This window comes from Mesorhizobium kamtschaticum, assembly GCF_056174585.1.
Genome location: NZ_CM149691.1, coordinates 4,669,232 through 4,693,026 on the forward strand (window position 1 = coordinate 4,669,232; position 23,795 = coordinate 4,693,026).

Here is a 23,795-nt window from a genome sequence, read left to right on the forward strand (position 1 = left end):
GACCCAGTCCTACGAAGCAGTGCCGGGATTGCCGGCCAATTCCATCCGCTGGTTCGACAGTTTCACCAACAACACGGGCAGTGCCATTAGCGCCAATGTCGCGTTCGGAGGCAACCTTGGCTCCGATAGCAACACTTACGTGCACGCCTCCGGGCCAGGCTATGTGGTAACGGGTCAAGGTGCTCCTGGAAGCGAATCGACCGATCCGGTCATTGCCCATCTATACGGCAACAACAACTACGCGTTCAGCCAGACCACCGTGCATTTCGTCAATGGCGACGACAACCCCTACATCGTCTATCCGTTGACGGTTGCTCCTGGCCAAACGGTGTCGGTCATGAATGTCGATATCCTGTTTGGCGACAACGCGCGCCAGCCGGACGGCGGTGGATCCGTCTACGCGCAAGACGTCGCGCTGGCGATCCAGCAGGCGCAGCTCTTCGTCAACAGTCCGGTTTTCGATGGCCTGACCGTGCAACAGCTCGAGACACTGGTGAACTGGAATGTGCTGGTCGACGGTAGCCTGCCCGCCGCCGGCGCGGTGACCGGCCTGTCGCAAAGCATGCATGATGCGTTCGACGGCATCCTCAACCGCGACGCCGTGATCTGGACGAACGGCTACAACGCTCCCGGAATGGTGACCGGCGCCTTGCAGTATGCTGCCGAAAATGCACCTGGCGGAAAGCAGGACGGCGCGGCCGCCCTCGCCAACGAGATCGGCGAGAAAGGCGGCAAGGTCGCGGTTACCAATGTCGACGGCACGCGCAGCTACCTGTTCGGTGGCTACACCACGGGTTCGCGCGACTATCGGCCGGCAACCTCGATTTCGATGGTTACCTGGCCGGTATCGGCATCGAGCACAATTTTGCATCTGGCCTGCTGCTCGGCATCGCCGGCGGCTACGCGCATGGCAGCGGCGACGTCGGCAGCGTCTATTCCGATATCACCAACAAGCAATACACCGTCGCGCCCTATGCGCGCTGGGTGGCGCCCACCGGCACCATTCTGGATGCGCGGATTTCACTGTCGAACGAATCCTGGACCTATTCCCGCACCGCTGGCGCGGGAACGGCGAACGCTGACATCGACGGCAGCAGCTTCGGCGCCCGCATCGGCGTGGCGCAGCCATACGACATGCCGGTGGCCACCATCACGCCCTTCGCCAATCTGTCCTACCTGCGCACGCATGTCGACGGCTACACAGAAACGGACGCCGGCAATAGCAATCTCAATGTTCCGTCCTATTCCGTCGACCATCTCGAGGGCTTCGTCGGCGTTTCGGCGGCCCGGGACTGGACCATGACCAATGGCGGCAAGTTGCGCGCCTTCGTCAGCGCGGGGGTTGGCGACAGCTTCCTTGGAAACGATTCCGTATCCACGTCCTACACCAGTTCACCGACAACCTTCCTCAGTGACATCGACTCGCAGAAAGGCGCCTTTGGTCGGGTCGAGGCGGGGCTTTCGGCGAACCTTACGCAAAACCTGGCCTTGACCTCGTCTTATGGCGGGCAGTTTGGCAGCGGCCGCAACCAGAACACCATCAGCATCGGGCTCGATCTCAAGCTCTAGACGCGGAGCAGCCAAACCGACGCGGCAGAGCGGTCCGGATATCTCTGGACCGCTCCAGTCATGGTGCTTGTGCAATCGCGTGCCTCTGGAGAGTTGCTAGGCTGTTACCCGTTTCATCAGCGCCATGGCGCCAAACGGTGCGCGCACCTTGCCCTCGGTGATGAAGTAGACGAAGACGTCGCGCGGCTGCACAGGCGCGTCGGTGGCGGGATCGGCGCGCCGCAAATCGGCCGGCTGCTTGCCCTCAGCCCATGTCTTTACCCGCGCCGCCCATTCGTCGAGGCCCTTTGGCGTGTAGCAATCGGGATTGTCGTCCGAGCCGGTCTGCAGCCGTGCATAGACGAAGTCACCGGTGACATCGGCGATATCAGGATATTTGGCATGGTCGGCATAGACGATCGCCGCCTTGTATTTGCGGGCAAGTGCTGCGAATTCCGGCACGATAAAACTGTCGTTGCGGACTTCGAGCGCGTGGCGCAGGGCGACACCATCCTGCTTTTCCGGCAACAGTTTCAAAAAAGGCTTCGAAATCATCCGGATCGAATTTCTTGGTCGGCGCGAACTGCCACAGGATCGGCCCGAGCTTGTCGCCGAGCGCGGCAACGCCGGAGCCGAGGAAGCGCATCATCGATTCACCGGCCTCGCCCAGCACGCGCCGGTTGGTGACGAAGCGGTTGCCTTTCAGCGCATAGACGAAACCGTCCGGGAACTCGCTGGCCCATTTGACGAAGGTCGGCTCCTTGAAGCTGGAATAGTAGGTGCCGTTGACCTCGATGCTCGGCACCTGCCGGCTGGCATATTGCAGCTGCTTGGCCTTGGAGAGTTTGTCCGGATAGAAGGACGTATCCCAGGGCTCGAAGGTCCAGCCGCCCATGCCGGAGCGGATTGTTCCCGATTTGCTCATGGACTTTTCCTCCAATGTGTTTTGTCACGAGGGACTTGCGTTGGTAAAATCGATCCGCAACTGGCAATTTCGGTCAAGTGGGCGGTGACCAATCCGGGGAAAAGATTGTCGGAGTGCCAGAGGGGTAAAGGTCCTTCCGCGGCCGCATGACGCGAAACTGATTTCCGTCCTCGACGATGTCGTAGAGAGCCTTGATCGGCTGATAGCGTGCGCGGCGATAGTCGTGCAACATCACAATCGTCTCGGCATGACAAAGCAGCGTCGCCATGAACGCGCATTCCATGCGGCGCCGGCCGTCGATGAAGATAAAATCGAATTTGCGCTTCAGGCTCAGCGGCCAGGTCGAATAATTGAGTTCTGGATCGCGGTCGCCAAGCTTGGGACCCTGGAGGTCCAGGCAGATCGGATGGAAACCGCTCCACTGCGGCAGCTGCGGCAGAAGTTGGTCGAGGAAGGGTTGGCTGTCTTCGATCGAAAAGAGATTGTCGATGGCCAGTCGCTCCCTCAGCTCAAGGATCGCCAGCGTCGTGTGGCCCATGCCCCATTCCAGATAGGCTCGCGTCCCGGGCTTCACATGCTGCAGCAGGATGCGCTGGAATTCGGGCAGATAGTCGGTGCCGTAAGCGCGCGACGAGCGGACCACGCCATCCAAGGTCAGTTTGTTTTCCCAGGAGCTTCCGGCCAGCATTCACACCGCCTTCGCCATGTCGACGAGCGTCCAGCCTGGCCGATACGGATTGGGCCGGCGACCCGTTTCGCGATAACCGTATGCGAGATAGAGCGCGATGTTCCGTTCCATTTTCGCATTGGTGTAGAGCCGTATCTCCGGCAGGCCCCACAAGCGCGTCTGTTGATCCGCGTGATTGAGCAGCTTTATGCCAAAACCCTTGCCCTGGAAGGCGGGCGACACCGCGACGGAGAAGATCATCGCGTGATCCTCATGTCGCTCCAGTGTGATCACTCCGGCAAGTTCTCCGCCGCTCTCCAGCAGCCAAACCTCGCCGCGCTCGATGCGCGGCGCATAGTCCTCGGTAACCGGGATCGGCGGCGCGTCGAGTATGGCGTTGTAGGGAGCGTAGGCCGCCTCCGTCAACGCGAGGATCGCGGCGAGATCTTCTGAGCGGGCAAGCCTCATGATTGATCCATTCCAGCAGCAGCGATCACTTTTTCCATGCCGGCGGCAATCGCCGCGACAGCCTCGCTGCTGGCCCCGCCCAGGCCATGGCGCTCGGCTATCCAGTGCGGATCGTTGTAGGACAGCCAGACCTTGCCCTGCTCATCCTCCCAGGCCAGTGCCTTCACCGGCAGGTCGATACCAGCAAGCTGCCTGTCCTGCATCAGCGGCGTGCCGCCTTTCGGGTTGCCGAAGATCAGCAATTCGGTTGGCCGCAGTGCGGCGCCGACGTCTCGCGCCCCGGCGGCATGATCGATGCGTGCGAAGACAAGCAGGCCAGCGAGCTTAACCACCTCAGCCAGGCGGTCGATGGTTTCGGTCACGCCAAAGCGGCTTTCGACCGTGATGAGACCATCCCCAGCCATCACTCCGCCGCTTCGCGCTTGCCTCCGGGGCGGCGCTCCAGCAGCTCCTTGAGGAACTGGCCGGTGTAGCTGCGCTTTTCGCGCACGATGGCCTCCGGCGTGCCCTGGGCGACCAGCTCGCCGCCACCGTCACCACCTTCGGGGCCGAGATCGAGCACCCAGTCGGCGGTCTTGATCACTTCGAGATTGTGCTCGATGACCACCACCGTGTTGCCCTGGTCGACCAGTTCGTGCAGCACTTCCAACAGCTTGGCGACGTCGTGGAAATGCAGGCCGGTGGTCGGCTCGTCGAGGATGTAGAGTGTCTTGCCGGTCGCCTTGCGCGACAGTTCCTTGGCCAGCTTGATGCGCTGCGCCTCGCCGCCGGACAGCGTCGTCGCCTGCTGGCCGATATGAATGTAGCCGAGGCCGACCTGCTTCAGCGTATCGAGCTTGTCGCGCACGCCGGGCACGGCGGCGAAGAAGTCGACGCCTTCCTCGACCGTCATGTCGAGCACATCGGCGATCGACTTGCCCTTGAACTGCACGTCGAGCGTCTCTCTGTTGTAGCGCTTGCCGTGGCAGACGTCGCAGGTGACGTAGACATCGGGCAGGAAGTGCATCTCGATCTTGATGACGCCGTCGCCCTGGCAGGCTTCGCAGCGGCCGCCCTTGACGTTGAACGAGAAGCGCCCCGGCTGATAGCCGCGCGCCTTGGCTTCGGGCAAGCCCGCGAACCAGTCGCGGATCGGCGTGAAGGCGCCGGTATAGGTGGCGGGGTTGCTGCGCGGGGTCCGTCCAATGGGCGACTGGTCGATGTCGATGACCTTGTCGAGGAATTCCAGACCCTCGATGCGGTCATGCTCGGCCGGATGCTCGCGCGACCCCATGATGCGGCGCGAGGCCGCCTTGAACAATGTCTCAATCAGGAAGGTCGACTTGCCGCCGCCCGACACGCCGGTGACGGCGGTGAAGGTGCCGAGCGGGATTTCGGCGGTGACGTTCTTCAGATTGTTGCCGCGCGCGCCGACGATTTTCAAGCGCCGGTTCTTTTCGCCTCACGCCGAACACCAGGGGTGGCGACCTCGAGCACGCCCGACAGATATTTGCCGGTGATCGAATTGGGGTTGGCCATCACCTGCTGCGGCGTGCCCTGGGCGATGATCTCGCCGCCATGGATGCCGGCGGCCGGACCCATATCGACGACATAGTCGGCATGCAGGATGGCGTCCTCGTCGTGCTCGACGACGATCACCGTGTTGCCGATGTCGCGCAGGTGCTTGAGCGTGTCGAGCAGGCGCGCATTGTCGCGCTGGTGCAGGCCGATCGACGGCTCGTCCAGCACATAAAGCACGCCGGTCAGGCCCGAGCCGATCTGCGAGGCCAGCCGGATGCGCTGGCTCTCGCCGCCCGACAGCGTGCCGGAGTTGCGCGACAGGGTCAGGTAGTCGAGACCGACATCGTTGAGGAAGCGCAGCCGCTCGCGGATTTCCTTGAGCACGCGCACCGCGATCTCGTTCTGCTGGGCGTTGAGATGTGGCGGCAGGTCGGTGAACCACTGGTCGGCCTTGCGGATCGAAAGCTCGGTGACTTCGCCGATATGCTTGCCGGCGATTTTCACGGCCAGCGACTTAGGCTTCAGCCGATAACCCTTGCAGACGGGGCAGGGCGTCGCCGACATGAAGCGCTCGATTTCCTCGCGCATCCAGGCGGATTCGGTTTCCTTCCAGCGCCGCTCGAGGTTGGGAATGACGCCTTCGAAGGTCTTGGTCGTCTTGTAGGAGCGCAGCCCGTCATCATACTGGAAGGTGACTTCGCGCTCGCCGGTGCCGCGCAGGATCGCGTCCTGGGCCTCCGTGCTCAAATCCTTGAACTTGTCGCCGAGCTTGAAGTTGTAGGCCTTGCCCAATGCCTCGAGCGTCTGCACGTAGTAGGGCGAGGTCGATTTCGCCCACGGGCTGACGGCACCGTCGCGCAACGACGCGTTTTCGTCGGGCACGACGAGGTTGGGGTCGATGGCGCGCTGGCTGCCGAGACCGTCGCAGGTCGGGCAGGCGCCGAATGGGTTGTTGAACGAGAACAGCCGCGGCTCGATCTCCGGAATGGTGAAGCCGGACACCGGGCAGGCGAATTTTTCGGAGAACAGGATGCGCTCATGCGTCTCGTTCTTCGACTTGTTGACCGAATCCTCGCCGGTCTGGCTGGAATCGAGCGGCTTGTCGGCGAACTCGGCCACCGCCAGCCCCTCGGCGAGCTTCAGCGCTGTTTCGATGGAGTCGGCGAGACGCGTGGCAAGATCGCCGCGCACGACGATGCGGTCGACGACGACGTCGATGTCGTGCTTGTATTTTTTATCGAGCGCCGGAACGTCTGCGATTTCATAGAAGACGCCGTCGACCTTGACACGCTGAAAGCCCTTCTTCTGCAGTTCCAGCAGTTCCTTGCGGTACTCGCCCTTGCGGCCCCGCACGATCGGCGCCAGCAGGAACAGGCGTGTGCCTTCCTCGACCGCCAGCACACGGTCGACCATCTGGCTGACCGTCTGGCTCTCGATCGGCAGGCCGGTGGCCGGCGAATAGGGGATGCCGACACGCGCGAACAGCAGGCGCATATAGTCATAGATCTCGGTGACGGTGCCGACCGTCGAGCGCGGGTTCTTCGAGGTGGTCTTCTGCTCGATGGAGATGGCAGGCGACAGGCCGTCGATCTGGTCGACATCAGGCTTCTGCATCATTTCGAGAAATTGCCGGGCGTAGGCCGACAAGCTCTCGACATAGCGGCGCTGGCCCTCGGCGTAGATGGTGTCGAAGGCGAGCGACGATTTGCCTGAGCCCGACAGGCCGGTCATGACGATCAGGCTGTCACGCGGCAGGTCGAGATCGACGTTCTTCAGATTGTGTTCGCGCGCCCCGCGAATGGAAAGAAATTTATGGTCGGCCATCGCCGGTCGCCGCCTCAGATCTGGAATTCGTGGGATTGGCGGGTTTTCCCGACCATCCCCTATGTAGGTGTTTTTGCCGCCGCGTCGAGAGACGCCACAATTCTCGACCAAAGTCGTTTAACCGTCTTTCGCGCGAAGGGGCAAGCGGAAAGAACAAAGGCCGAACACGCTCCTGACAAAGCTGTGCAAAAACTGACCTGCTGTTTCAGAAAGTTGACCTGAACGTAACCTCCCGGCGATCACAATTTTCGGTAACCGGCTATTGATGGTTGACGTGGCCGGCTCACGGGCGCAGTCTCCAACAGTCAAGTGAAGCCGGCCGTCCTTCGATGGCCTCGCCGCCCCAAGGCGGCCTGCGAGACGCCGCAGACACTAGCGATTTGCGCTTCGCGACGACAATGTCGCAACGGACACAGGAGCGGAGCATGACGCCACCGGATAGTCCCCAAGGGCTCCACATCTCGTTGGAGCCGCGGCAGGCATAAGTGCCAGGGTTTAGCGTTTGCGCCACCCGACAAACCGTGACTTGCCGTATTCCCCCAAAATCAGAGACTGCTAGTCGGATCGTCGGCTGACGCCGCGAAGCATCCGAAATCAAACGCCGGCAGTACACTCCCGGCAAAAATGGATTTGAGATCCATAAAAGCCCCGTCCGTTTGCCCTAGGCACGGCGGGGCTGTTCTTTTGGGAAATGGCTGAGCCAGCCGCGACGCGGTCACCTACCTCGGAGGCTTGATCCCGCCGGTGGCGACATCGACCGTGATGCTGCCGGAAATTCTGACATCGGTATTGCCGATCTTGAACGTACCGTTCCCGTTGCTGGGGAATGCGTCGTCGGGTTCCGCTACGGGAGCCGGCTTGGCGATGCGATAATCGCCGCTCACGCCGGGCAGGGCGCCTTTCTGCGCCTGCGCTGTACTGTCGTCGGCAAGTGCCACGCCGCTCACAAGGCCGGCAAAAGTAAGCACCGCGGCGGCGATGACGCGATGCGATGTCCTGGGCGAATGAGTGTCGGTCATCCCGGGATAATAGTGACGCGCCGCCGATACGGCCAGACCGGTATCGTCAAATCTTCGACAGCGGGCAGGATTCCGATCCGGCCCTAGCTTCATGCCGCCTTTTTGCGCGTGTCGAAAACGTGGTCGACGATGCCCCATGCCTGGGCCTCGCGGGCGGTCATGAAATGGTCGCGGTCGAGCGTGCGTTCGACCTCTTCATAGCTGCGGCCGCAATGCTGGGCATAGAGTTCGGCCATATGCCGTTTGGTCTTGCCGATGCGCTCGGCATGGCGCTGGATATCGGAAGCCTGGCCCTGGAAGCCGCCGAGCGGCTGGTGCAGCAGGATGGTGGCGTTCGGCAGCGCGATGCGACGCCCCGCTGAGCCGGCCATCAACAGGAACGACCCCATCGAGGCGGCGAAGCCCATGCATACGGTCGATACCGGGCAACTGATATATTGCATCGTGTCGTAGATGGCGAAACCGCTGGTCACCACGCCGCCCGGCGAGTTGATGTAGAGCGAGATCTCCTTGTCGGGATTGTCCGACTCCAGCGACAAGAGCTGCGCGCAGACCAGCGTCGAGACGTCGTCGTTGATCTCGCCATTGATGAAGATGATGCGCTCGCGCAGCAGCCGCGAGAAAATGTCGAAGGCGCGTTCGCCGCGGCTCGATTGCTCGATCACCATCGGCACCAGACTGGCAATACCGCTCATTTTTGTCTCCGATTTCCGTGTTCAGGCTGCGCGCAGCAGAAGGTGCGGCGTGTTTGCGGCGATGGGCTTTCCGGCTCCGCGCAAGCCGAGCGAAAGCCGGCAGCCGGCGCTTGCCATGGCGACGGCGGGCATCGCCTTGCGGGCAAAACCGTCATGGACGACGCGCAGATGCGTGCCGCCGGAAACGGTGCGGGCAAGTGTGAAGGTGACGGTGCTGTCGAGCGGATCCTGCCGCGTCGCATCGCCCGACTGCTCACGCCAGGAATAGCGCAGCAGGCGCTCCGGCTCGGCGTCGAGGATTTCGCATTCGATCGCAGCCTCCGGTCCGGCGAAGGCAAAACGGCTGCCGGTCTGCGGTTTGATGTCGTTCGGCATCATCCAGGCGGCGAGCAGTTCCGGCACGGTCAGCGCTCGCCACACTTTTTCGGGCGGTTCGGCAAGGTCGTATTCGAACTCGAGCGCATCCGGGGCGGCTTCGCCTTGGGTTTTGGCGTTGATTGATCCCACGTCCTTCATTGATCCCACGTTCTTCACTGATCCATGTCCTTCAAAACCGTCTTCAGCTTTTCGATGCGCTCCGGCCAGAAGGTCCGGTAGCGCTCGATCCAGGAGAGCAAGGGGCAAGCCCCTGCGGATCGGCGCGATAATAGGCATTGCGGCCGGCCCGCCGCTCGACCACAAGGCCGGCGCCGCGCAGCACCGCCAGATGCTGCGACACCGCCGGCTGCGAAACCGTCAGGCCGCTGCGCAATTCCGATACGCTCATCTCAGCTGCGGCGAGACGCTCGAAGACGGCGCGGCGCGTCGGGTCGGCCAGGGCGCGGAAAATCTCGGCTTCGATCATGGCAAAAGCATAAGTCGATACTTATCGATTTGGCAAGCGCTGTTTTGAAACCCATATGATGGTCGCGGGCATTGCTGCCATTCCTTGACAATCAGCGGCAGTGCATATAGGAACGAAAAGGGAACAAAAACGTTGTGGGAAAAGCCAGCCTTGGCAAGCGGCTGACGCCGGTAGCCTGTAAGGTGCTGCGACAAAATTTTGTTTTCGGATGAGCGCGGAGAAAAATCATGGCGGGTAGCGTCAACAAGGTCATTCTGGTCGGCAATCTCGGCGCGGACCCTGAAATCCGTCGCCTGAACTCGGGCGAGCCGGTCGTCAACATCCGCATCGCCACGTCGGAAAGCTGGCGCGACAAGAATTCGGGCGAACGCAAGGAAAAGACCGAGTGGCACAATGTCGTCATCTTCAATGAGGGCATTGCCAAGGTGGCCGAGCAGTATCTGAAGAAGGGCATGAAGGTCTATGTCGAGGGCCAGCTGCAAACGCGCAAATGGCAGGACCAGACCGGTGCCGACAAGTACACGACGGAAGTCGTGCTGCAGAAATTCCGCGGCGAGCTGCAGATGCTCGACGCGCGCGGCCAGGGTGAGGGCGGCCAGGTCGGCAGCTATTCCGGTGGCGGCAGCAGCCGCGGTTCCGATTTCGGCCAGTCCAGCCCGACCGAAAGCTTCAATCGTGGCGGCGGCGCTCCCAGGGGCGGCGGTGGCGGCGGTTCGTCGCGCGAGCTGGACGACGAAATCCCGTTCTGATCACAGCGACGAATGCCCCTTTTGGCTTAAGTCAAGCATTGCACCCCGAGAGTCCTTCATGGATTTTCGGGGTTTTGCATTGTCGGATTGAACGTTCAATTAGCGATCAACGAAATACGGTGAAGGACGAGTTCGATGAAAGCACGGGTAAAATGGGTCGAGGAACGCACCTTCGTTGGCGAGTCCGGCAGCGGCCACAAGCTGGTGCTGGGAACGGCATCCGGACCGGAAGGCAAGACGCCGGGCCGAGCCCGATGGAGCTGGTGCTGATCGGCACTGGCGGCTGCTCGGCCTACGATGTCGTGCATATCCTCGAAAAGGGTCGCGAGGCGGTCGAGGACTGCGTGGTCGAACTCGACGCTGATCGGGCCGAGACCGAGCCAAAGGTGTTCACGCGCATCCATATGCATTTCATCGTCAAGGGCAGGGCGCTCTCGTCCGACAAGGTCAAGCGGGCGATCGACCTGTCGATCGAAAAATACTGCTCGGCCTCCGCCATGATGGCCAAGACGGCCACGATCACACACGATTTCGAGGTCATCGATACGATGGCGAAGTAGGGCAGTAGGGCAGTAGGGCAGTAGGGACTGCCGTTCACCCGGCCATCAATGCCTTGATGCCATCCGCCACGAACTGCACCGCCAGCGCCGCCAGGATGACGCCGAGCAGGCGGGTCAGGATCGAGCGGCCGGTCTGGCCGAGGATGCGGTCGATGCGTTCCGACAGCACGAACACCAGATAGGTGATGGCGAGGCAGACGAAGATGATGCCGACGAGTGCGGCCTGCGCTGCAAAGCCCTGAAACGAGCCGGAAAGCAGCACCGTCGCCGAAATCGCGCCGGGACCGGCGATCAGCGGGATCGCCAGCGGGAAGGCGGCGATGTTGTGGATCATGTCCTTGGTGATGGCGACGTCGCCGATCTTCTCCTTGCGGTCCTGGCGGCGCTCGAAGACCATTTCGAAGGCGATGAAGAACAGCAAGAAGCCGCCGGCGACGCGGAAGGCCGGCAGCGTGATGCCGAACACCGACAGGATCGAGGCACCGGCGACCGCGAACAGCGCCATCACCAGGAAGCCGATGATCGAGGCGCGCACCGAAACCTGCTGGCGCTCTTCGCGGTTCATGCCACGTGTCACGGCGAGGAACAGCGGCGCCAGCCCGGGCGGATCGATGGTCACGAGAATGGTGACGAAGGCATTGAACAGGCTGTCGAAACTCGGCATCGCTGACCCCTCCCGCCGGGCCGAGCCCGCGCTCCAATAGTGGTAGAGCAAAGCCCGGTCGGTGGGAACAGTCGGGACCCGCGAAACTACGGCTCTCGAAGGGTCAGCCGGCAGCGCCGCAATAAGCTTCGAGCCGGTAGCCGTCCGGGTCGATGACGAAGGCCGCATAGTAGTTGTCGCCATAGGCGGCGCGCAGGCCGGGCGGGCCATTGTCGCTGCCGCCTTCGCGCAACGCGCCGGCATGGAAGGCGTCGACGCTGTCCCGTGTCGGAGCGGCGAAGCAGAAATGCAGGCCGGATTTTTCGTCCGGCGGCACCGGCCGCGGCGCCTCATTGACCCACAGCATGGGACTCTCGGCGCCGTAACCCAGTGAGCCCGGCGACTGGCTGAGACAGGTATAGCCGAGCGGCTTCAGCGCTGCGTCATAGAAGCGCTTCGAGGCTTTGGCGTCGCGGACGCCGATCGAGATATGATCGAACATGGCTTTCTCCATTGTTACAAAGGGTTGTGATGTCATCTTGCAGATTGACGGCGCGCCAGGAACTCGACTTCGAGGTGCCAGTCCGCGCCGTCGTGCGAGCGCTCGCCGAGCCAGCGGAAGGAATTCTCGGTGATCCGCGAAAAACTCCAGCGCACCGAGGAGCCGGTGCCGTCTGCGCCGACCTGCACGATGGTGTCGCCCTCGGCGCGGCCGAGTTGGCGGCTGAAGTACTGGTTGCGCGGATCGCTCCAGAAGATGTGCCAGGCGTCCGCGCCGGGATCATAGACCCGAAGCGTCGTGCCGTAGAACGTCCATTTGCCCAGGGAAGGCTGGGAACCGGTGTTCCGCGCGGGCAGGATCCAGACGTCCTGGATGGCGCGGCCTTCCAGCACCCAGCCGAAATGCACCTCGCCACGTCCGGTCAGCACGGTGCCATCCTCGAGATGGCGCGAGGCGTCAAACGTCCAGGCACCGACGAAGCGGCCGTAAAGGTTCAGTTTTTCGGCAAGCCCGCCGATCGGACCGGGACTGTGCAGGGCTTCGGCAAAGGGGGCGAGCATGGCTGCGGTCTCTTCTGTCAGGAGACCGGGAGGAGTAGGCGCTGACGGGGTTCTGGGCTTGGGAAAAATTGCTATATTTCGGCCATGACAGCGACGACCCGCACTCTCGCATCCGGACCTGGCTGGCACGTGGCGGATGTGATCTGCACGGCCGGTGTGGGCGACCGGCCCTTCGAGGAGGCGCACCAGGATTTCTGCGTCGCCGCGGTGACCAGCGGCACGTTCCGTTACCGCGCGCAGCAAGGCACGGCGATGCTAGCGCCGGGCGCGCTCCTGCTCGGCAATTCCGGCACCTGCTATGAATGCGGGCACGAGCATGGCGCCGGCGACCGCTGTCTCTCGTTCCATTTTGGGCCGGCCTACATGGAGCGGATCGTCGCCGGCGTGCCCGGCGCCAGGACGCTCACATTCGAGGCGCCGCGCCTGCCGCCTTTGCCGGCCCTGGCGTCGTTGCTGGCCGAGGCGGAGGCCGCGCGCGAAATGGCCGACAAGGATGCATTCGAGGAACTTTCCCTGCGCATTGCAGGTGCGGCCGTGGCCACGGTTCCCGGCGCCATGCCTGTCAGGCGCGGACCGAGCCGCCGTGATCAGAAACGGGTGGCGGAGGCGGTGCGGCGGATCGAACTCGATGCCGACGGGCCGGTTTCGCTGTCGGCACTGGCGGATGAGACAGCGACCAGCCCCTATCATTTCCTGCGCACCTTCCGGCAGGTCGCCGGCATGACGCCCTACCAGTTCCTGTTGAAAACCCGGCTGCATCGGGCAGCGGTGCGGCTGCGCTTGTCGGACGATGCGATCTCGACGATTGCCTTCGACGCCGGCTTCAACGATCTGTCGACCTTCAACCGTCGGTTTCGACGCGTCATGGGCGAGACGCCGGGTGACTATCGCGCTCGCCGATCAAGCAGTTCCGGCATGCGTATGCCTCGACCGAGACAAGCTCAATCCGAGGTCGGGCCGCACCAGCCCGGCAGGTAGTCCGCGTCCTTGCCCTTGGCGAGCGTCAAGGCATCCTTCATCGCCTTGTCGAAGTTCTTCGTCACCGCATCGCGGTCGATGCGCCGACGCAAAAAATCCGCCCAGATGAATTCGCTGAACGGCGTCGTGTCCTTGGCAAAGCCGCCTTGCCGGCGCAACTCGCCCGCCATGCTCCGGTAGGGATCGTCGATCAGCTCGCCGATTGTCTTCGGAATTGCCGAGTAATCGCGGCGCCGGCCGTTCTCATCGAACGGGTGCATCCAGCCTCTGTTATCGAGCACGAACAGAAACGCGTCCTTGTCGAGCGCGGACAGGTCGCTGATCACGGTCACAAGCACGTCCTTGACGCCTTCCTCGAGCAGAGCGCGAGCGAGGTGATGGTGATCGGTAACGTAGTTGCGATTTTTGGGACCCAAGACGACCGGCACCATGTGTTTGCCGAGAAAAGCGCCGGTCTTCTTCCTGGCGTCTTGCGCCCGGATCATCTGGCGCTTCAACGCAACTTCTCTCATGCCGACCGTTATCTGCGTCGGCCGAAGGTCCTCGACGGGAACCGGCGTGACAATGGGTTCTCGGGGGTCAATCATGGCATTCCATCCTGTTCTTGCTGCTGCTGTTTCCCCGGACCAAGTGACTTAATCGCGGCGTCGACGCTGTGGAATATGCGATGCGTGCCGACCATTTCGGCGATGCCAAACCGCTCCAGCGCTGCCTGGGCGCGCACCGATTCCAGCCGCGCAATGGCAAAGACCGCGCCAGTCTTGCGGCAGTGCTTGATGGTGTCGATCAGAGCTTGCGCGGCGGTGTAGTCGATTTCGACGATGTTGCTGGCCTCCAGCACGACCAGTTTCACGGTTTCGTTCCGGGCATCAATGAGATCGCAAAGGCCGCGCTTGAAGCGGTCGGCGTTGACGAAGGACAGCGGCGCCTGGAAGGCCGCGACCAGCACGCCCGAGAGCTGCTCACCGGCGCTTGGTTTGCCAGGTGGCCACCACACCGAAGTTCCGGGCACCTGTTCAAGCTCGATCGGAACCGTGCGGGTCGCGCTCCAGATCCCGTGCAGCAGTGACAGTCCGATGCCGACCGCCACGCCACTCTGAATGGGCAACACGACGATCGCCGCCATGGTGATGAGGATCAGCGCGAACTCGACCGGCGCCTGCCGGTAGACATTGGCGAACACTTTCCAGCGCAGGATATGCTGGGCAACAAACATCAGAACGCCAGCAAGGGCGGTCTGGGGAACATTGGCGAGCAGACCGCCGCCAAAGGCACCAAGCGCCAGCACGATGGCCGCGGCGATGAGACCTGACAGTTGCGAGCGGCCGCCCGACTGGGAGACGATTGCGGTTCGCGGCGGGCTGGCATTGACGGCAAAGGCGCCGAACAGTCCGGCTGCAATGCTGCCGGCACCGACGCCGACGAAATCGCGATTGACATCGGGGTCGCCCTGTTGCGGCACGAAGGAGCGCGAGGTCGCCGCCGTCTGCACCATGACGACGATGGCGATCAGCAATGCCAGCGGAACCAGCGCCTGCGCGTCGTCGAGGCTGACGAGCGGCAGGCCCGGCTGCGGCAGGCCATTGGGCAAGGCGCCGAGCACTTCGACGCCGCGATCCTTGAGGCCGAAGACCGCGACCGCTGTCGTGGCAAGCACCATGCCGATCAAAGCCCCGGGGATGCGGGCGCTGATCCGTTCCGAGCAGAGCACGATCGCGAACACGCCAAGGCCGAGCCCGAGGCTCCAGGGGTTGGTGAGATGGAGACTGCCAGCGATCTCACCGACACGCCGCAGTGTTTCACCGCTTTCGGCAGGCAGGCCAAGCAGTCCGGGCATTTGCGAAACGATGATGTGGACGGCAATGCCGGCCAGGAACCCTGTCGTCACCGGCACCGACAGGAGATCGGCGATCCAGCCGAGGCGAAAGACACCGCTCAGCGTCACGATCAGTCCGACCATCAGCGCCAGCATGGCCGCCAGCGCCAGATAATGCGGCGAGCCGGATGTGGCGAGCAGCGCCAGGCTGCCGGCGAAGAGCGGCGTGATGGTCGAATCCGCGCCGGCGGAGAGGTGACGATTGGCGCCGAACAGGGCAAACGCCACCGAACCGGCAACAAAAGCGAAGAAGCCGACCTCGGGAGCAAAGCCGCCGAGCCGGGCCGTTGCCATCTGCTCGGGAATGGCGATCGCGGCCAGTGTCAGGCCCGCGATCAGATCGCCATTGAGATCCCGAGCCTGCCATCCGCTCAGCGCCCGCAAAGGCAACCACGACCGCCAATTCACGGTGCTCGCGGCTTTTGCTTGGGGAATTTGGTCCATTGCCGGCTTTTGCCTTGGTGGCGGCGAAAAGCGTGATGGCCATATCGTCGCAATCTGCGGTATCCTTTTGAAATTACCACCAAAAATGACACTGGAAAAGTGCCGCGAATATTGGAGTTTCGCCCGTGCTTCCTATATAAGCGGTCAGTGATTCCTGATTAGATTGTGATCCAATTTGACCGACCAAAAGACACCGCGCGGCGCCGACGGCGGCCCCACCGGCATCGAGCCGATCTCCATCATCGAGGAGATGCAGAGTTCCTATCTCTCTTACGCCATGAGCGTGATCGTCAGCCGCGCGCTGCCCGATGTGCGCGATGGCTTGAAGCCGGTGCATCGCCGCATTCTCTATGCCGCGCATGAGAGCGGCTACCACTGGAACCGCAAATATGTGAAGTCGGCGCGTCCGGTCGCCGACGTGATGGGTAAATACCATCCGCATGGCGATGCCTCGATTTATGACGCCTTGGTGCGCATGGCGCAGGACTGGTCGTTGCGCGTGCCGCTGATCGACGGGCAGGGCAATTTCGGCTCGATCGACGGCGATCCGCCGGCGGCGATGCGCTACACCGAATCGCGGCTGACCAAGGTCGCGCATGAGCTTCTGGAGGATATCGACAAGGACACCGTCGATTTCCAGGACACTTATGATGCCTCGGACACCGAACCGAAGGTTCTGCCGGCGCGCTTTCCCAATCTGCTGGTCAATGGCTCCGGCGGTATCGCCGTCGGCATGGCCACCAACATCCCGCCGCACAATCTCGGCGAAGTCTGCAACGGCGCCATAGCCATCATCGACAATCCGGCGATCGACCTGCCAGCGCTGATGGAGATCATTCCGGGTCCCGATTTCCCGACCGGCGGCATCGTGCTTGGCCGCTCCGGCATCTACAGCGCCTATTCGACCGGCCGTGGCTCCATCGTCATGCGCGGCAAGGTCAACATCGAACAGCGCGGCAATGACCGTGAATCGATCATCATCACCGAGGTTCCCTACCAGGTGAACAAGTCGTCGATGATCGAGAAGATGGCCGAACTGGTGCGCGACAAGCGCATCGAGGGGATTTCCGACATCCGCGACGAGAGCGATCGTCAGGGTTATCGCGTCGTCATCGAGCTGAAGCGCGACGCCGTCGCCGACGTCATCCTTAACCAGCTTTACCGCTTCACGCCGCTGCAGACCTCGTTCGGCGCCAATATGGTGGCGCTGAACGGCGGCAAGCCGGAAGTGATGAACCTGACCGACATGCTGAAGGCGTTCGTCTCCTTCCGCGAAGAAGTCATCACAAGGCGGACAAAGTTCCTCCTGCGCAAGGCGCGTGACCGCGCCCATGTGCTGGTCGGCCTTGCCATCGCTGTTGCCAATATCGACGAGGTCATCAAGCTGATCCGAACCGCGCCGGATCCGCAGACGGCGCGCGAGCAGTTGATGGAGCGGCGCTGGCCCTCGGGTGATGTCGAATCGCTGATCCTTTTGATCGACGACCCGCGCCACCGCATCAACGAGGACGGCACCTACAACCTGTCCGAGGAACAGGCGCGCGCCATCCTCGAATTGCGCCTGCAGCGCCTGACCGCGCTCGGCCGCGACGAAATCGCCGACGAGCTGAACACGATCGGCGATGAGATCAAGGACTACCTCGACATCCTGTCATCACGCGCCCGCGTCCAGCAGATCGTCAAGGACGAGCTCGCCGCCGTGCGCGACGAGTTCGGCACGCCACGCCGCACCGAGCTCACCGACGGTGGCGCGGACATGGAAGACGAAGACCTGATCCAGCGCGAGGACATGGTCGTGACGGTGAGCCATTCCGGCTACATCAAGCGCGTGCCGCTGTCGCTCTACCGGGCGCAGCGCCGCGGCGGCAAGGGCCGCTCCGGCATGTCGACCAAGGAAGAGGATTTCGTCACCCGGCTGTTCGTGGCCAACACCCACACGCCGGTGCTGTTCTTCTCCTCGCGCGGCATCGTCTACAAGGAAAAGGTCTGGCGGCTGCCGATCGGCAACCCGCAGTCACGCGGCAAGGCGCTGATCAACATGCTGCCGCTCGAGCAGGGCGAGCGCATCACCACCATCATGCCGCTGCCCGAGGACGAGACGAGCTGGGGCGAACTCGACGTGATGTTCGCCACCACGCGCGGCACCGTGCGCCGCAACAAGCTGTCCGACTTCGTCCAGGTCAACCGCAATGGCAAGATCGCCATGAAGCTGGAGGAGGAGGGCGACGAGATCCTCGGCGTCGAGACCTGCACCGACAATGACGACGTGCTTTTGACCGCCAGTTCCGGCCAGTGCATCCGCTTCTCGGTCGGCGACGTGCGCGTCTTCCAGAGCCGCAACTCGGTCGGCGTGCGCGGCATCACCATGGCCGAGACCGACCGCATCATCTCGATGTCGGTGATCGAGAATGTCGATGCGCCACCGGCCGAACGTGCCGCCTATCTCAAGCGAGCCGCGGCCGAACGGCGGGCTGCCGCCGGCATCGCTGCCGGCGAAGAAGAAGAAATCGCGCTGACCAATGAAGAGGTCGGCGAGGAGACGGAGCTTTCCGACGAACGCTACGAATTCCTCAAGGCACATGAGAAGTACGTGCTGACAGTGACCGAGTATGGCTACGGCAAGCGGTCATCGTCCTATGACTTCCGCCTGACCGGCCGCGGCGGCAAGGGCATTCGCGCTACCGATGTGTCGAAAGTGGCGGAGATCGGTCGGCTGGTGGCGACCTTCCCGGTCGGCAATGACGATCAGATCATGCTGGTGTCGGACGGCGGCACCGTCATCCGGGTGCCGGTCAACGGCATCCGTTTCGCCAGCCGCGCCACCAAGGGCGTGACCATCTTCAACACGGCTGAAGGTGAGAAGGTGGTGTCGGTCGAGCGGATCTCGGAGCCGCAAGCTGACGAGGAAAGCGAAGAGATCGTCGAGGGTGGCGCTGAGTCTGCTCCGGCATCTGATGCTGGTCCGGACAGCGCCGAGTAAGTCCTGGGTCAGCTTTTGACATAGCAACGCCGGCCCATTGGCCGGCGCGGCAGCAAGTCTGAACTGACTTTTAGTAGTGACGATATGGCTTGCGGGGGCCGAAGCCTTCGAAGCGCTTGGTGGTTGCCCTGACGCGGACGCGTTGTGCCTCCTGATGCAGCCCAAATACGGTGGCGATCAGCATGGCGACGGTCATTGCGGTGGCGAGCATGTAGATCAGCATTTGCGTGTTCTCCTGCGCCTTACAACGGATAGATGGGATTTTGGTTTCATCTTATTAAGGGGCAACCTAGTGAACGCTGCGTGAAGGCTTCGTGATCAGCGTGTTCATCTGTCGTTCATGTGCGGGAAAAGGTTCACTGCCTTCGCGCCAATCGGATTTGCCTTTGCGAGAGAGGCTCGCTAGAAGCACCTGCCATGACTGAACGCACCGCCCTTTATGCCGGCTCCTTCGACCCGCTGACCAACGGCCATCTCGATGTGCTGAAGGCGTCGCTTGCGGTTGCCGACATCGTTTATGCCGCGATCGGCATTCATCCGGGCAAGAAGCCGCTGTTCTCCTTCGAGGAGCGGGTGCACCTCATCGAAGCCGCCACGAGAGCCGAATTCGGCCGCGATGGCGCCCGCATCAGGGTTGTTGCCTTCGATGGGCTGGTGATCGATGCCGCCAGGAAACAAGGCGCCTCGATCATGATCCGCGGCCTGCGCGACGGCACCGATCTCGATTACGAAATGCAGATGGCCGGCATGAACGAGACCATGGCGCCCGAGCTGCAGACGGTTTTTCTGCCCGCCAGCCCTTCGGTACGCACCATTACCGCCACACTTGTGCGCCAGATAGCTTCGATGGGAGGCGACATCCGCCCCTTCGTGCCGGCCGCTGTTGCCGGCGCGCTCACCGCCAAATTCGCGAAATAAGCCCGGAGAAAATCCTCATGCAGCTCAAAAGGCTCGCCTCGTTCTTTGTTGTGTTCGCCGGTCTTTTCGACCGCGTCCGTTTCTGCCTATGCCGCTGATCCGGAAAACACCATGATCATCACGTTGAAGGACGGTGACGTCACCATCGCTCTGCGGCCCGATCTGGCGCCCAAGCATGTCGCGCAGATCAAGAAACTTGTGCGTGACCATGCCTATGACAATGTCGCGTTCCACCGCGTCATCGACGGTTTCATGGCGCAGACCGGCGACGTCAAGTTCGGCAACATGAAGAAGGGTTTTAACGCCCAGGCCGTCGGCACCGGCGGTTCCGACCTGCCTGACCTGCCGGCTGAATTCTCGCAGACCGAGCATTACAAGCGCGGCGTGGTCGGCATGGCCCGCTCGCAGGATCCGAACTCCGCCAATTCGCAGTTCTTCATCATGTTCGCGCCGGCGCCGCCGCTCGATGGCCAGTACACCATCGTCGGCAATGTCGTCAGCGGCATGGAGCTGGTGGATAAGATCAAGAAGGGCGACGAGGCGGACAACGGTACGGTCTCCGACCCCGACCGGATGATCAAAGTGCGCATCGCCGCAGACAAGTAAAATTGTCAAATAATTCTGTTTTTGAGAAAAAAGGAAATCTGACATGGCTGAGATCAAGGACCGCGAGAACGCGCTCATCCTGGAAACGACCAAGGGCAAGGTGGTCATCGAACTGTTCCCCGATTTGGCCCCCGGCCATGTCGCCCGGATCAGGGAACTGGCCAGGGAAGGCGCCTATGACGGCGTGGTCTTCCACCGCGTCATCGAAGGCTTCATGGCGCAGACCGGCGACGTGAAGTTTGGCAATTCGAGCAAACCGACCTTTGCTCCGTCACGTGCCGGCATGGGCGGCTCGGAAAAGCCTGACCTGAAGGCGGAGTTCTCCAACGCCAACCACGGCCGCGGCACTTGCTCGATGGCCCGTTCGCAGAACCCGAACTCGGCCAACTCGCAGTTCTTCATCTGCTTCGACGATGCAGCGTTCCTGAACCGCCAGTACACGGTCTGGGGCCAGGTCATCGAAGGCATGGACAATGTCGACAAGATCAAGCGCGGCGAGCCGGTGGTCGATCCCGACAAGATCGTGTCGCTGAAGGTCGCTGCTGACGTCAAGTAAGGTAGAACGACAATGATGGGCGTCGTCTGGTCGCTTCTCGGCATTCTGTCCGGCGCCTTCATTGCCATTCAGGCGCCGATCAATTCGCAGCTGGCGCGCGGCCTGGGACTCCCGGTCGCGGCAGCCGCGTTTTCGTTCCTGTCTGGCGCTGTCGTGCTCGGCATCATCTCCGTCACGGTGGTGAAGCTGCAAGGCATTACGCTTGACTGGAAGGCGCCGGCGCCCTGGCTGTTCGTCGCCGGCGGTATGCTCGGCGGCTTCTATGTCACCCTCTCCACAATCCTCACGCCGCGCATCGGCGCTGCCGCGCTGATGGCGTTTCTGGTGGCCGGCCAGCTTCTGGCCGGCATGCTCATCGACCGCATCGGCTTCCTCGGCGTCGCGGTGCGCGAAATCTCGCTCGGCCGCATTGCCGGCGCGGTGCTGCTCTTGGCCGGAGCGCTGCTCGTCCGGCTCTACTGATGCGTGTCGATCTCTTCGACTTCGATCTGCCGGAGGAGCGCATCGCGCTTCGCCCGGCGGAGCCGCGCGACAGCGCCAAGATGCTGGTGGTCAAGTCAGGCGAGGCGCTCGACGACCGCAGGGTTGGCGACCTGCCATCCCTGCTCAAAGCCGGCGACGTGCTGGTCTTCAACGATACCAAGGTCATACCGGCGCAGCTCAAAGGCATCCGGCGGCGCGGCGAAGCACAGGCGCAGGTCGAAGCGACGCTGCACATGCGCGTGGCGCCGGACCGCTGGTTGGCCTTCATGCGACCAGGCAAGCGCATCGCCGCTGGCGACCGCATCCACTTTGGCCATGACGGCAACTCCTGCTTCCTCGGCCAGCTCGACGCCACCGTGATCGAGAAGGGCGAGGGCGGCGAAGCGCTGCTTGGATTCGACCTGTCGGGGCCGTTCCTCGACGAGGCGCTGCACGCCGTCGGCCACATTCCGCTGCCGCCCTACATCGCCTCGAAGCGCGACGATGACGAGCGCGACCGGGCTGACTACCAGACCATCTATGCAAGGGAGGAGGGCGCCGTTGCCGCGCCCACGGCAGGCCTGCATTTCACGCCGGAGCTGTTTGCGGCTCTCGACGCCAAGGGTGTCGAACGCCACTTCGTCACCTTGCATGTCGGCGCCGGCACGTTCCTGCCGGTCAAGGCGGACGACACCGCCGACCACAAGATGCATGCCGAGATCGGTTCGGTCAGCCAGGAAACAGCCAACGCGCTGAACGCGGCCAAGGCGCGGGGCGGGCGCATCATTGCTGTCGGCACGACGTCATTGCGCCTGCTGGAGAGTGCGGCGCGCGAGGATGGCACAGTGGCTGCGTGGTCCGGGCCGACCGACATCTTCATCACGCCCGGCTACCGCTTTCGCACCGCCGACATGCTGATGACCAATTTCCATCTGCCGCGCTCGACGCTGTTCATGCTGGTATCGGCCTTCAGCGGCCTCGATACGATGCGTGCGGCCTATGCGCATGCCATCGATAGCAGCTACAGGTTTTACTCCTATGGAGACGCAAGCCTGCTTTATCGAGCGGAGGTGAGCGATGGACGATGATCTGCAGACCCTCGACCGTGAAAGCCTGATTGCGGAAGTGAAAAAACTGCGTGCGGGCATTCGCGCACACCGCGACACATCAGGCCATGATCTCTGCTGGCATCACCCCGATTTGTGGGATCTGCTGCCGGAGAAGACCGAGCCATCGATCGCCGTGCCGCCATGGTCCAAATTCATGCGCGGCTGCGTGCAATACCGCCAGTCGCTCGACAGACAGGCGCCTGACGCGCCGATCGACGACAAGGAATTCAATGGCTAAGCCGTTCAGCTTCAAGGTTCTGGCGACCGACGGCAAGGCGCGGCGCGCTGTGATCGACATGCCGCGCGGCGAAATCCGTACGCCCGCCTTCATGCCTGTCGGCACCGGCGGCACCGTCAAGGCCATGTATATGGACCAGGTGCGCGGTGTCGGCGCTGACATCATTCTGGGCAACACCTACCACCTGATGCTGCGCCCGGGCGCCGAGCGCGTGGCGCGGCTCGGTGGCCTGCATGAGTTTGCCCGCTGGCCGCATCCCATCCTGACCGACAGCGGCGGTTTTCAGGTGATGTCGCTGTCGAAGCTGAGGAAACTGACCGAAAAGGGCGTCACCTTCCGCTCGCATATCGACGGCGCCGCCTACGAAATGTCGCCGGAGCGCTCGATCGAGATCCAGGGGCTGCTCGATTCCGACATCCAGATGCAGCTCGACGAATGCACGGCTTTGCCGGCCGAGCTGAAGGAGATCGAGCGCGCCATGGAGCTGTCGCTGCGCTGGGCCGAGCGCTGCAAGACGGCGTTTGGTGACCAGCCGGGCAAGGCGATGTTCGGCATCGTGCAGGGCGGCGACAATGCAGCGCTCAGGGTACGCTCGGCGCAGGCGCTGAGCGCGATGGAGCTGAAGGGCTATGCGGTCGGTGGGCTGGCCGTCGGTGAGCCGCAAGCGGTGATGCTCGAAATGCTCGAGATCACCTGCCCGGAACTGCCTGACAACAAGCCGCGCTATCTCATGGGCGTCGGCACGCCCGACGATATCCTGAAATCGGTGGCGCGCGGCATCGACATGTTCGATTGCGTGATGCCGACGCGGGCCGGCCGGCACGGTCTTGCCTACACAAGGCGCGGCAAGGTCAATCTGCGCAACGCCCGCCACGCCGATGATCCGCGCCCGCTGGACGAGGAAAGCGACTGTCCCGCGACGCGGGATTATTCGCGCGCTTATCTGCATCACCTGGTGCGCTCGCAAGAGGCGCTCGGCGCCATGCTGCTGACCTGGAACAATCTTTCGTATTATCAAAAGCTTATGCAGGACATTCGCGCTGCCATCGAGACCCAGACCTTCGAGGCGAGTGGGGCTGAGATCACCGAAGGCTGGGCGAGGGGCGACATCCCCGTCCTGTAAA

At 62.7% G+C, this 23,795-nt stretch carries 23 protein-coding genes and 4 pseudogenes; 12 read left to right on the forward strand and 15 right to left on the reverse strand.

The features are described 5' to 3' along the window. The first annotated feature begins 852 nt into the window (after positions 1 to 852). Positions 853 to 1,569: an autotransporter domain-containing protein gene (locus tag AC0V7N_RS23035; protein WP_496628021.1), complete on the forward strand. Its 717-nt coding sequence runs from the start codon at positions 853 to 855 to the stop codon at positions 1,567 to 1,569. A 96-nt stretch (positions 1,570 to 1,665) separates the two neighbouring features. Here AC0V7N_RS23035 and AC0V7N_RS23040 read toward each other — a convergent pair. From AC0V7N_RS23040 to AC0V7N_RS23080, 9 genes and pseudogenes are all read right to left on the reverse strand, one after another. Further along, positions 1,666 to 2,473 (reverse strand): annotated as a pseudogene (locus AC0V7N_RS23040) (DUF72 domain-containing protein). A 73-nt stretch (positions 2,474 to 2,546) separates the two neighbouring features. After that, entirely contained in the window at positions 2,547 to 3,161 is a 615-nt protein-coding gene (locus AC0V7N_RS23045; RefSeq protein WP_475450651.1) for a hypothetical protein, read from the reverse strand. Next, a complete protein-coding gene (locus AC0V7N_RS23050; protein WP_475450652.1) occupies positions 3,162 to 3,608 on the reverse strand; it encodes a GNAT family N-acetyltransferase in 447 nt (148 codons plus the stop codon). Further along, positions 3,605 to 4,012 (reverse strand): DUF302 domain-containing protein, encoded by a 408-nt coding sequence (locus AC0V7N_RS23055; protein WP_475450653.1) that lies wholly within the window; start codon positions 4,010 to 4,012, stop codon positions 3,605 to 3,607. Before AC0V7N_RS23055 ends, AC0V7N_RS23050 begins: the two co-directional genes overlap by 4 nt. Continuing rightward, positions 4,012 to 6,932 (reverse strand): annotated as a pseudogene (uvrA, locus tag AC0V7N_RS23060) (excinuclease ABC subunit UvrA). Before uvrA ends, AC0V7N_RS23055 begins: the two are co-directional and overlap by 1 nt. Positions 6,933 to 7,651: 719 nt before the next feature. Further along, positions 7,652 to 7,951 (reverse strand): hypothetical protein, encoded by a 300-nt coding sequence (locus AC0V7N_RS23065; protein WP_475450655.1) that lies wholly within the window; start codon positions 7,949 to 7,951, stop codon positions 7,652 to 7,654. An 89-nt stretch (positions 7,952 to 8,040) separates the two neighbouring features. Continuing rightward, positions 8,041 to 8,646 (reverse strand): ATP-dependent Clp protease proteolytic subunit, encoded by a 606-nt coding sequence (locus AC0V7N_RS23070; protein ID WP_475450656.1) that lies wholly within the window; start codon positions 8,644 to 8,646, stop codon positions 8,041 to 8,043. 21 nt (positions 8,647 to 8,667) lie between these two features. After that, a complete protein-coding gene (locus tag AC0V7N_RS23075) occupies positions 8,668 to 9,162 on the reverse strand; it encodes an SRPBCC family protein (protein ID WP_475450657.1) in 495 nt (164 codons plus the stop codon). A gap of 14 nt (positions 9,163 to 9,176) precedes the next feature. Beyond that, positions 9,177 to 9,490 (reverse strand): annotated as a pseudogene (locus tag AC0V7N_RS23080) (ArsR/SmtB family transcription factor). A 227-nt stretch (positions 9,491 to 9,717) separates the two neighbouring features. Here AC0V7N_RS23080 and AC0V7N_RS23085 point away from each other — a divergent pair. Both AC0V7N_RS23085 and AC0V7N_RS23090 read left to right on the forward strand, forming a co-directional pair. Continuing rightward, the gene (locus tag AC0V7N_RS23085; protein ID WP_475450659.1) at positions 9,718 to 10,239 is read left to right on the forward strand and encodes a single-stranded DNA-binding protein; all 522 of its coding nucleotides are present in this window, start codon (positions 9,718 to 9,720) and stop codon (positions 10,237 to 10,239) included. Positions 10,240 to 10,374: 135 nt separating this feature from the next. Further along, positions 10,375 to 10,799, forward strand: a pseudogene (locus AC0V7N_RS23090) (OsmC family protein). 34 nt (positions 10,800 to 10,833) lie between these two features. Here AC0V7N_RS23090 and AC0V7N_RS23095 read toward each other — a convergent pair. The 3 genes from AC0V7N_RS23095 to AC0V7N_RS23105 all read right to left on the reverse strand — a co-directional run bounded on the left by AC0V7N_RS23095 (position 10,834) and on the right by AC0V7N_RS23105 (position 12,504). Then, the gene (locus tag AC0V7N_RS23095) at positions 10,834 to 11,463 is read right to left on the reverse strand and encodes a MarC family protein (RefSeq protein WP_023670949.1); all 630 of its coding nucleotides are present in this window, start codon (positions 11,461 to 11,463) and stop codon (positions 10,834 to 10,836) included. A gap of 103 nt (positions 11,464 to 11,566) precedes the next feature. Continuing rightward, positions 11,567 to 11,944 carry a VOC family protein gene (locus AC0V7N_RS23100; RefSeq protein ID WP_496627283.1) on the reverse strand — a complete coding sequence of 126 codons (378 nt, stop codon included), beginning with the start codon at positions 11,942 to 11,944 and terminating at the stop codon, positions 11,567 to 11,569. Between the two features lie 32 nt (positions 11,945 to 11,976). Further along, positions 11,977 to 12,504 carry a hypothetical protein gene (locus tag AC0V7N_RS23105; protein WP_475450662.1) on the reverse strand — a complete coding sequence of 176 codons (528 nt, stop codon included), beginning with the start codon at positions 12,502 to 12,504 and terminating at the stop codon, positions 11,977 to 11,979. 84 nt (positions 12,505 to 12,588) lie between these two features. On the opposite strand from AC0V7N_RS23105, the gene AC0V7N_RS23110 reads away from it, so the two are divergent. Continuing rightward, the gene (locus AC0V7N_RS23110; protein ID WP_475450663.1) at positions 12,589 to 13,482 is read left to right on the forward strand and encodes a helix-turn-helix transcriptional regulator; all 894 of its coding nucleotides are present in this window, start codon (positions 12,589 to 12,591) and stop codon (positions 13,480 to 13,482) included. Here AC0V7N_RS23110 and AC0V7N_RS23115 read toward each other — a convergent pair. Beyond that, positions 13,446 to 14,069: a ParB-like protein gene (locus tag AC0V7N_RS23115; protein WP_475450664.1), complete on the reverse strand. Its 624-nt coding sequence runs from the start codon at positions 14,067 to 14,069 to the stop codon at positions 13,446 to 13,448. The genes AC0V7N_RS23110 and AC0V7N_RS23115 overlap by 37 nt on opposite strands. After that, on the reverse strand, positions 14,066 to 15,802 hold the full coding sequence (locus AC0V7N_RS23120) for a SulP family inorganic anion transporter (RefSeq protein ID WP_475450665.1): 1,737 nt from the start codon (positions 15,800 to 15,802) through the stop codon (positions 14,066 to 14,068). The genes AC0V7N_RS23115 and AC0V7N_RS23120 overlap by 4 nt, the downstream gene beginning before the upstream one ends. 175 nt (positions 15,803 to 15,977) lie before the next feature. Here AC0V7N_RS23120 and gyrA point away from each other — a divergent pair, with 175 nt between their 5' ends. Continuing rightward, a complete protein-coding gene (gene gyrA, locus AC0V7N_RS23125; protein WP_475450666.1) occupies positions 15,978 to 18,782 on the forward strand; it encodes a DNA gyrase subunit A in 2,805 nt (934 codons plus the stop codon). 70 nt (positions 18,783 to 18,852) lie between these two features. On the opposite strand, the gene AC0V7N_RS23130 is transcribed toward gyrA, so the two are convergent. After that, positions 18,853 to 19,005 (reverse strand): hypothetical protein, encoded by a 153-nt coding sequence (locus tag AC0V7N_RS23130; protein ID WP_013895297.1) that lies wholly within the window; start codon positions 19,003 to 19,005, stop codon positions 18,853 to 18,855. A 194-nt stretch (positions 19,006 to 19,199) separates the two neighbouring features. Here AC0V7N_RS23130 and coaD point away from each other — a divergent pair, with 194 nt between their 5' ends. From coaD to tgt, 7 genes are all read left to right on the forward strand, one after another. Then, positions 19,200 to 19,700 (forward strand): pantetheine-phosphate adenylyltransferase, encoded by a 501-nt coding sequence (coaD, locus tag AC0V7N_RS23135; protein ID WP_475450667.1) that lies wholly within the window; start codon positions 19,200 to 19,202, stop codon positions 19,698 to 19,700. A gap of 111 nt (positions 19,701 to 19,811) precedes the next feature. Then, positions 19,812 to 20,306: a peptidylprolyl isomerase gene (locus AC0V7N_RS23140; RefSeq protein ID WP_244277616.1), complete on the forward strand. Its 495-nt coding sequence runs from the start codon at positions 19,812 to 19,814 to the stop codon at positions 20,304 to 20,306. 43 nt (positions 20,307 to 20,349) lie between these two features. Beyond that, positions 20,350 to 20,862: a peptidylprolyl isomerase gene (locus AC0V7N_RS23145; protein ID WP_475450668.1), complete on the forward strand. Its 513-nt coding sequence runs from the start codon at positions 20,350 to 20,352 to the stop codon at positions 20,860 to 20,862. 12 nt (positions 20,863 to 20,874) lie between these two features. Then, positions 20,875 to 21,324, forward strand: a complete 450-nt coding sequence (locus AC0V7N_RS23150; protein ID WP_464610388.1) for a DMT family transporter — start codon at positions 20,875 to 20,877, stop codon at positions 21,322 to 21,324. Next, the gene (gene queA, locus AC0V7N_RS23155; protein WP_475450669.1) at positions 21,324 to 22,412 is read left to right on the forward strand and encodes a tRNA preQ1(34) S-adenosylmethionine ribosyltransferase-isomerase QueA; all 1,089 of its coding nucleotides are present in this window, start codon (positions 21,324 to 21,326) and stop codon (positions 22,410 to 22,412) included. Before AC0V7N_RS23150 ends, queA begins: the two co-directional genes overlap by 1 nt. Beyond that, the gene (locus AC0V7N_RS23160; RefSeq protein ID WP_475450670.1) at positions 22,402 to 22,671 is read left to right on the forward strand and encodes a hypothetical protein; all 270 of its coding nucleotides are present in this window, start codon (positions 22,402 to 22,404) and stop codon (positions 22,669 to 22,671) included. The genes queA and AC0V7N_RS23160 overlap by 11 nt, the downstream gene beginning before the upstream one ends. Beyond that, positions 22,664 to 23,794, forward strand: coding sequence for a tRNA guanosine(34) transglycosylase Tgt (gene tgt / locus AC0V7N_RS23165; protein WP_475450671.1), 1,131 nt, complete (start codon positions 22,664 to 22,666; stop codon positions 23,792 to 23,794). The genes AC0V7N_RS23160 and tgt overlap by 8 nt, the downstream gene beginning before the upstream one ends. The last annotated feature ends 1 nt before the right edge of the window (position 23,795 follow it).

Bases quoted from the DNA above. Each gene is read 5' to 3' on its own strand.
- AC0V7N_RS23070 (WP_475450656.1), bottom strand. From the start codon at position 8,646: ATGAGCGGTATTGCCAGTCTGGTGCCGATGGTGATCGAGCAATCGAGC.
- AC0V7N_RS23140 (WP_244277616.1), top strand. From the start codon at position 19,812: ATGATCATCACGTTGAAGGACGGTGACGTCACCATCGCTCTGCGGCCC.
- tgt (WP_475450671.1), top strand. From the start codon at position 22,664: ATGGCTAAGCCGTTCAGCTTCAAGGTTCTGGCGACCGACGGCAAGGCG.
- AC0V7N_RS23095 (WP_023670949.1), bottom strand. From the start codon at position 11,463: ATGCCGAGTTTCGACAGCCTGTTCAATGCCTTCGTCACCATTCTCGTG.
- AC0V7N_RS23115 (WP_475450664.1), bottom strand. From the start codon at position 14,069: ATGATTGACCCCCGAGAACCCATTGTCACGCCGGTTCCCGTCGAGGAC.
- AC0V7N_RS23055 (WP_475450653.1), bottom strand. From the start codon at position 4,012: ATGGCTGGGGATGGTCTCATCACGGTCGAAAGCCGCTTTGGCGTGACC.
- AC0V7N_RS23120 (WP_475450665.1), bottom strand. From the start codon at position 15,802: ATGGACCAAATTCCCCAAGCAAAAGCCGCGAGCACCGTGAATTGGCGG.
- AC0V7N_RS23050 (WP_475450652.1), bottom strand. From the start codon at position 3,608: ATGAGGCTTGCCCGCTCAGAAGATCTCGCCGCGATCCTCGCGTTGACG.
- AC0V7N_RS23085 (WP_475450659.1), top strand. From the start codon at position 9,718: ATGGCGGGTAGCGTCAACAAGGTCATTCTGGTCGGCAATCTCGGCGCG.
- coaD (WP_475450667.1), top strand. From the start codon at position 19,200: ATGACTGAACGCACCGCCCTTTATGCCGGCTCCTTCGACCCGCTGACC.
- AC0V7N_RS23130 (WP_013895297.1), bottom strand. From the start codon at position 19,005: ATGCTGATCTACATGCTCGCCACCGCAATGACCGTCGCCATGCTGATC.
- AC0V7N_RS23110 (WP_475450663.1), top strand. From the start codon at position 12,589: ATGACAGCGACGACCCGCACTCTCGCATCCGGACCTGGCTGGCACGTG.
- queA (WP_475450669.1), top strand. From the start codon at position 21,324: ATGCGTGTCGATCTCTTCGACTTCGATCTGCCGGAGGAGCGCATCGCG.
- AC0V7N_RS23100 (WP_496627283.1), bottom strand. From the start codon at position 11,944: ATGTTCGATCATATCTCGATCGGCGTCCGCGACGCCAAAGCCTCGAAG.
- AC0V7N_RS23075 (WP_475450657.1), bottom strand. From the start codon at position 9,162: ATGAAGGACGTGGGATCAATCAACGCCAAAACCCAAGGCGAAGCCGCC.
- AC0V7N_RS23105 (WP_475450662.1), bottom strand. From the start codon at position 12,504: ATGCTCGCCCCCTTTGCCGAAGCCCTGCACAGTCCCGGTCCGATCGGC.
- AC0V7N_RS23145 (WP_475450668.1), top strand. From the start codon at position 20,350: ATGGCTGAGATCAAGGACCGCGAGAACGCGCTCATCCTGGAAACGACC.
- AC0V7N_RS23150 (WP_464610388.1), top strand. From the start codon at position 20,875: ATGATGGGCGTCGTCTGGTCGCTTCTCGGCATTCTGTCCGGCGCCTTC.
- AC0V7N_RS23045 (WP_475450651.1), bottom strand. From the start codon at position 3,161: ATGCTGGCCGGAAGCTCCTGGGAAAACAAACTGACCTTGGATGGCGTG.
- AC0V7N_RS23160 (WP_475450670.1), top strand. From the start codon at position 22,402: ATGGACGATGATCTGCAGACCCTCGACCGTGAAAGCCTGATTGCGGAA.
- AC0V7N_RS23065 (WP_475450655.1), bottom strand. From the start codon at position 7,951: ATGACCGACACTCATTCGCCCAGGACATCGCATCGCGTCATCGCCGCC.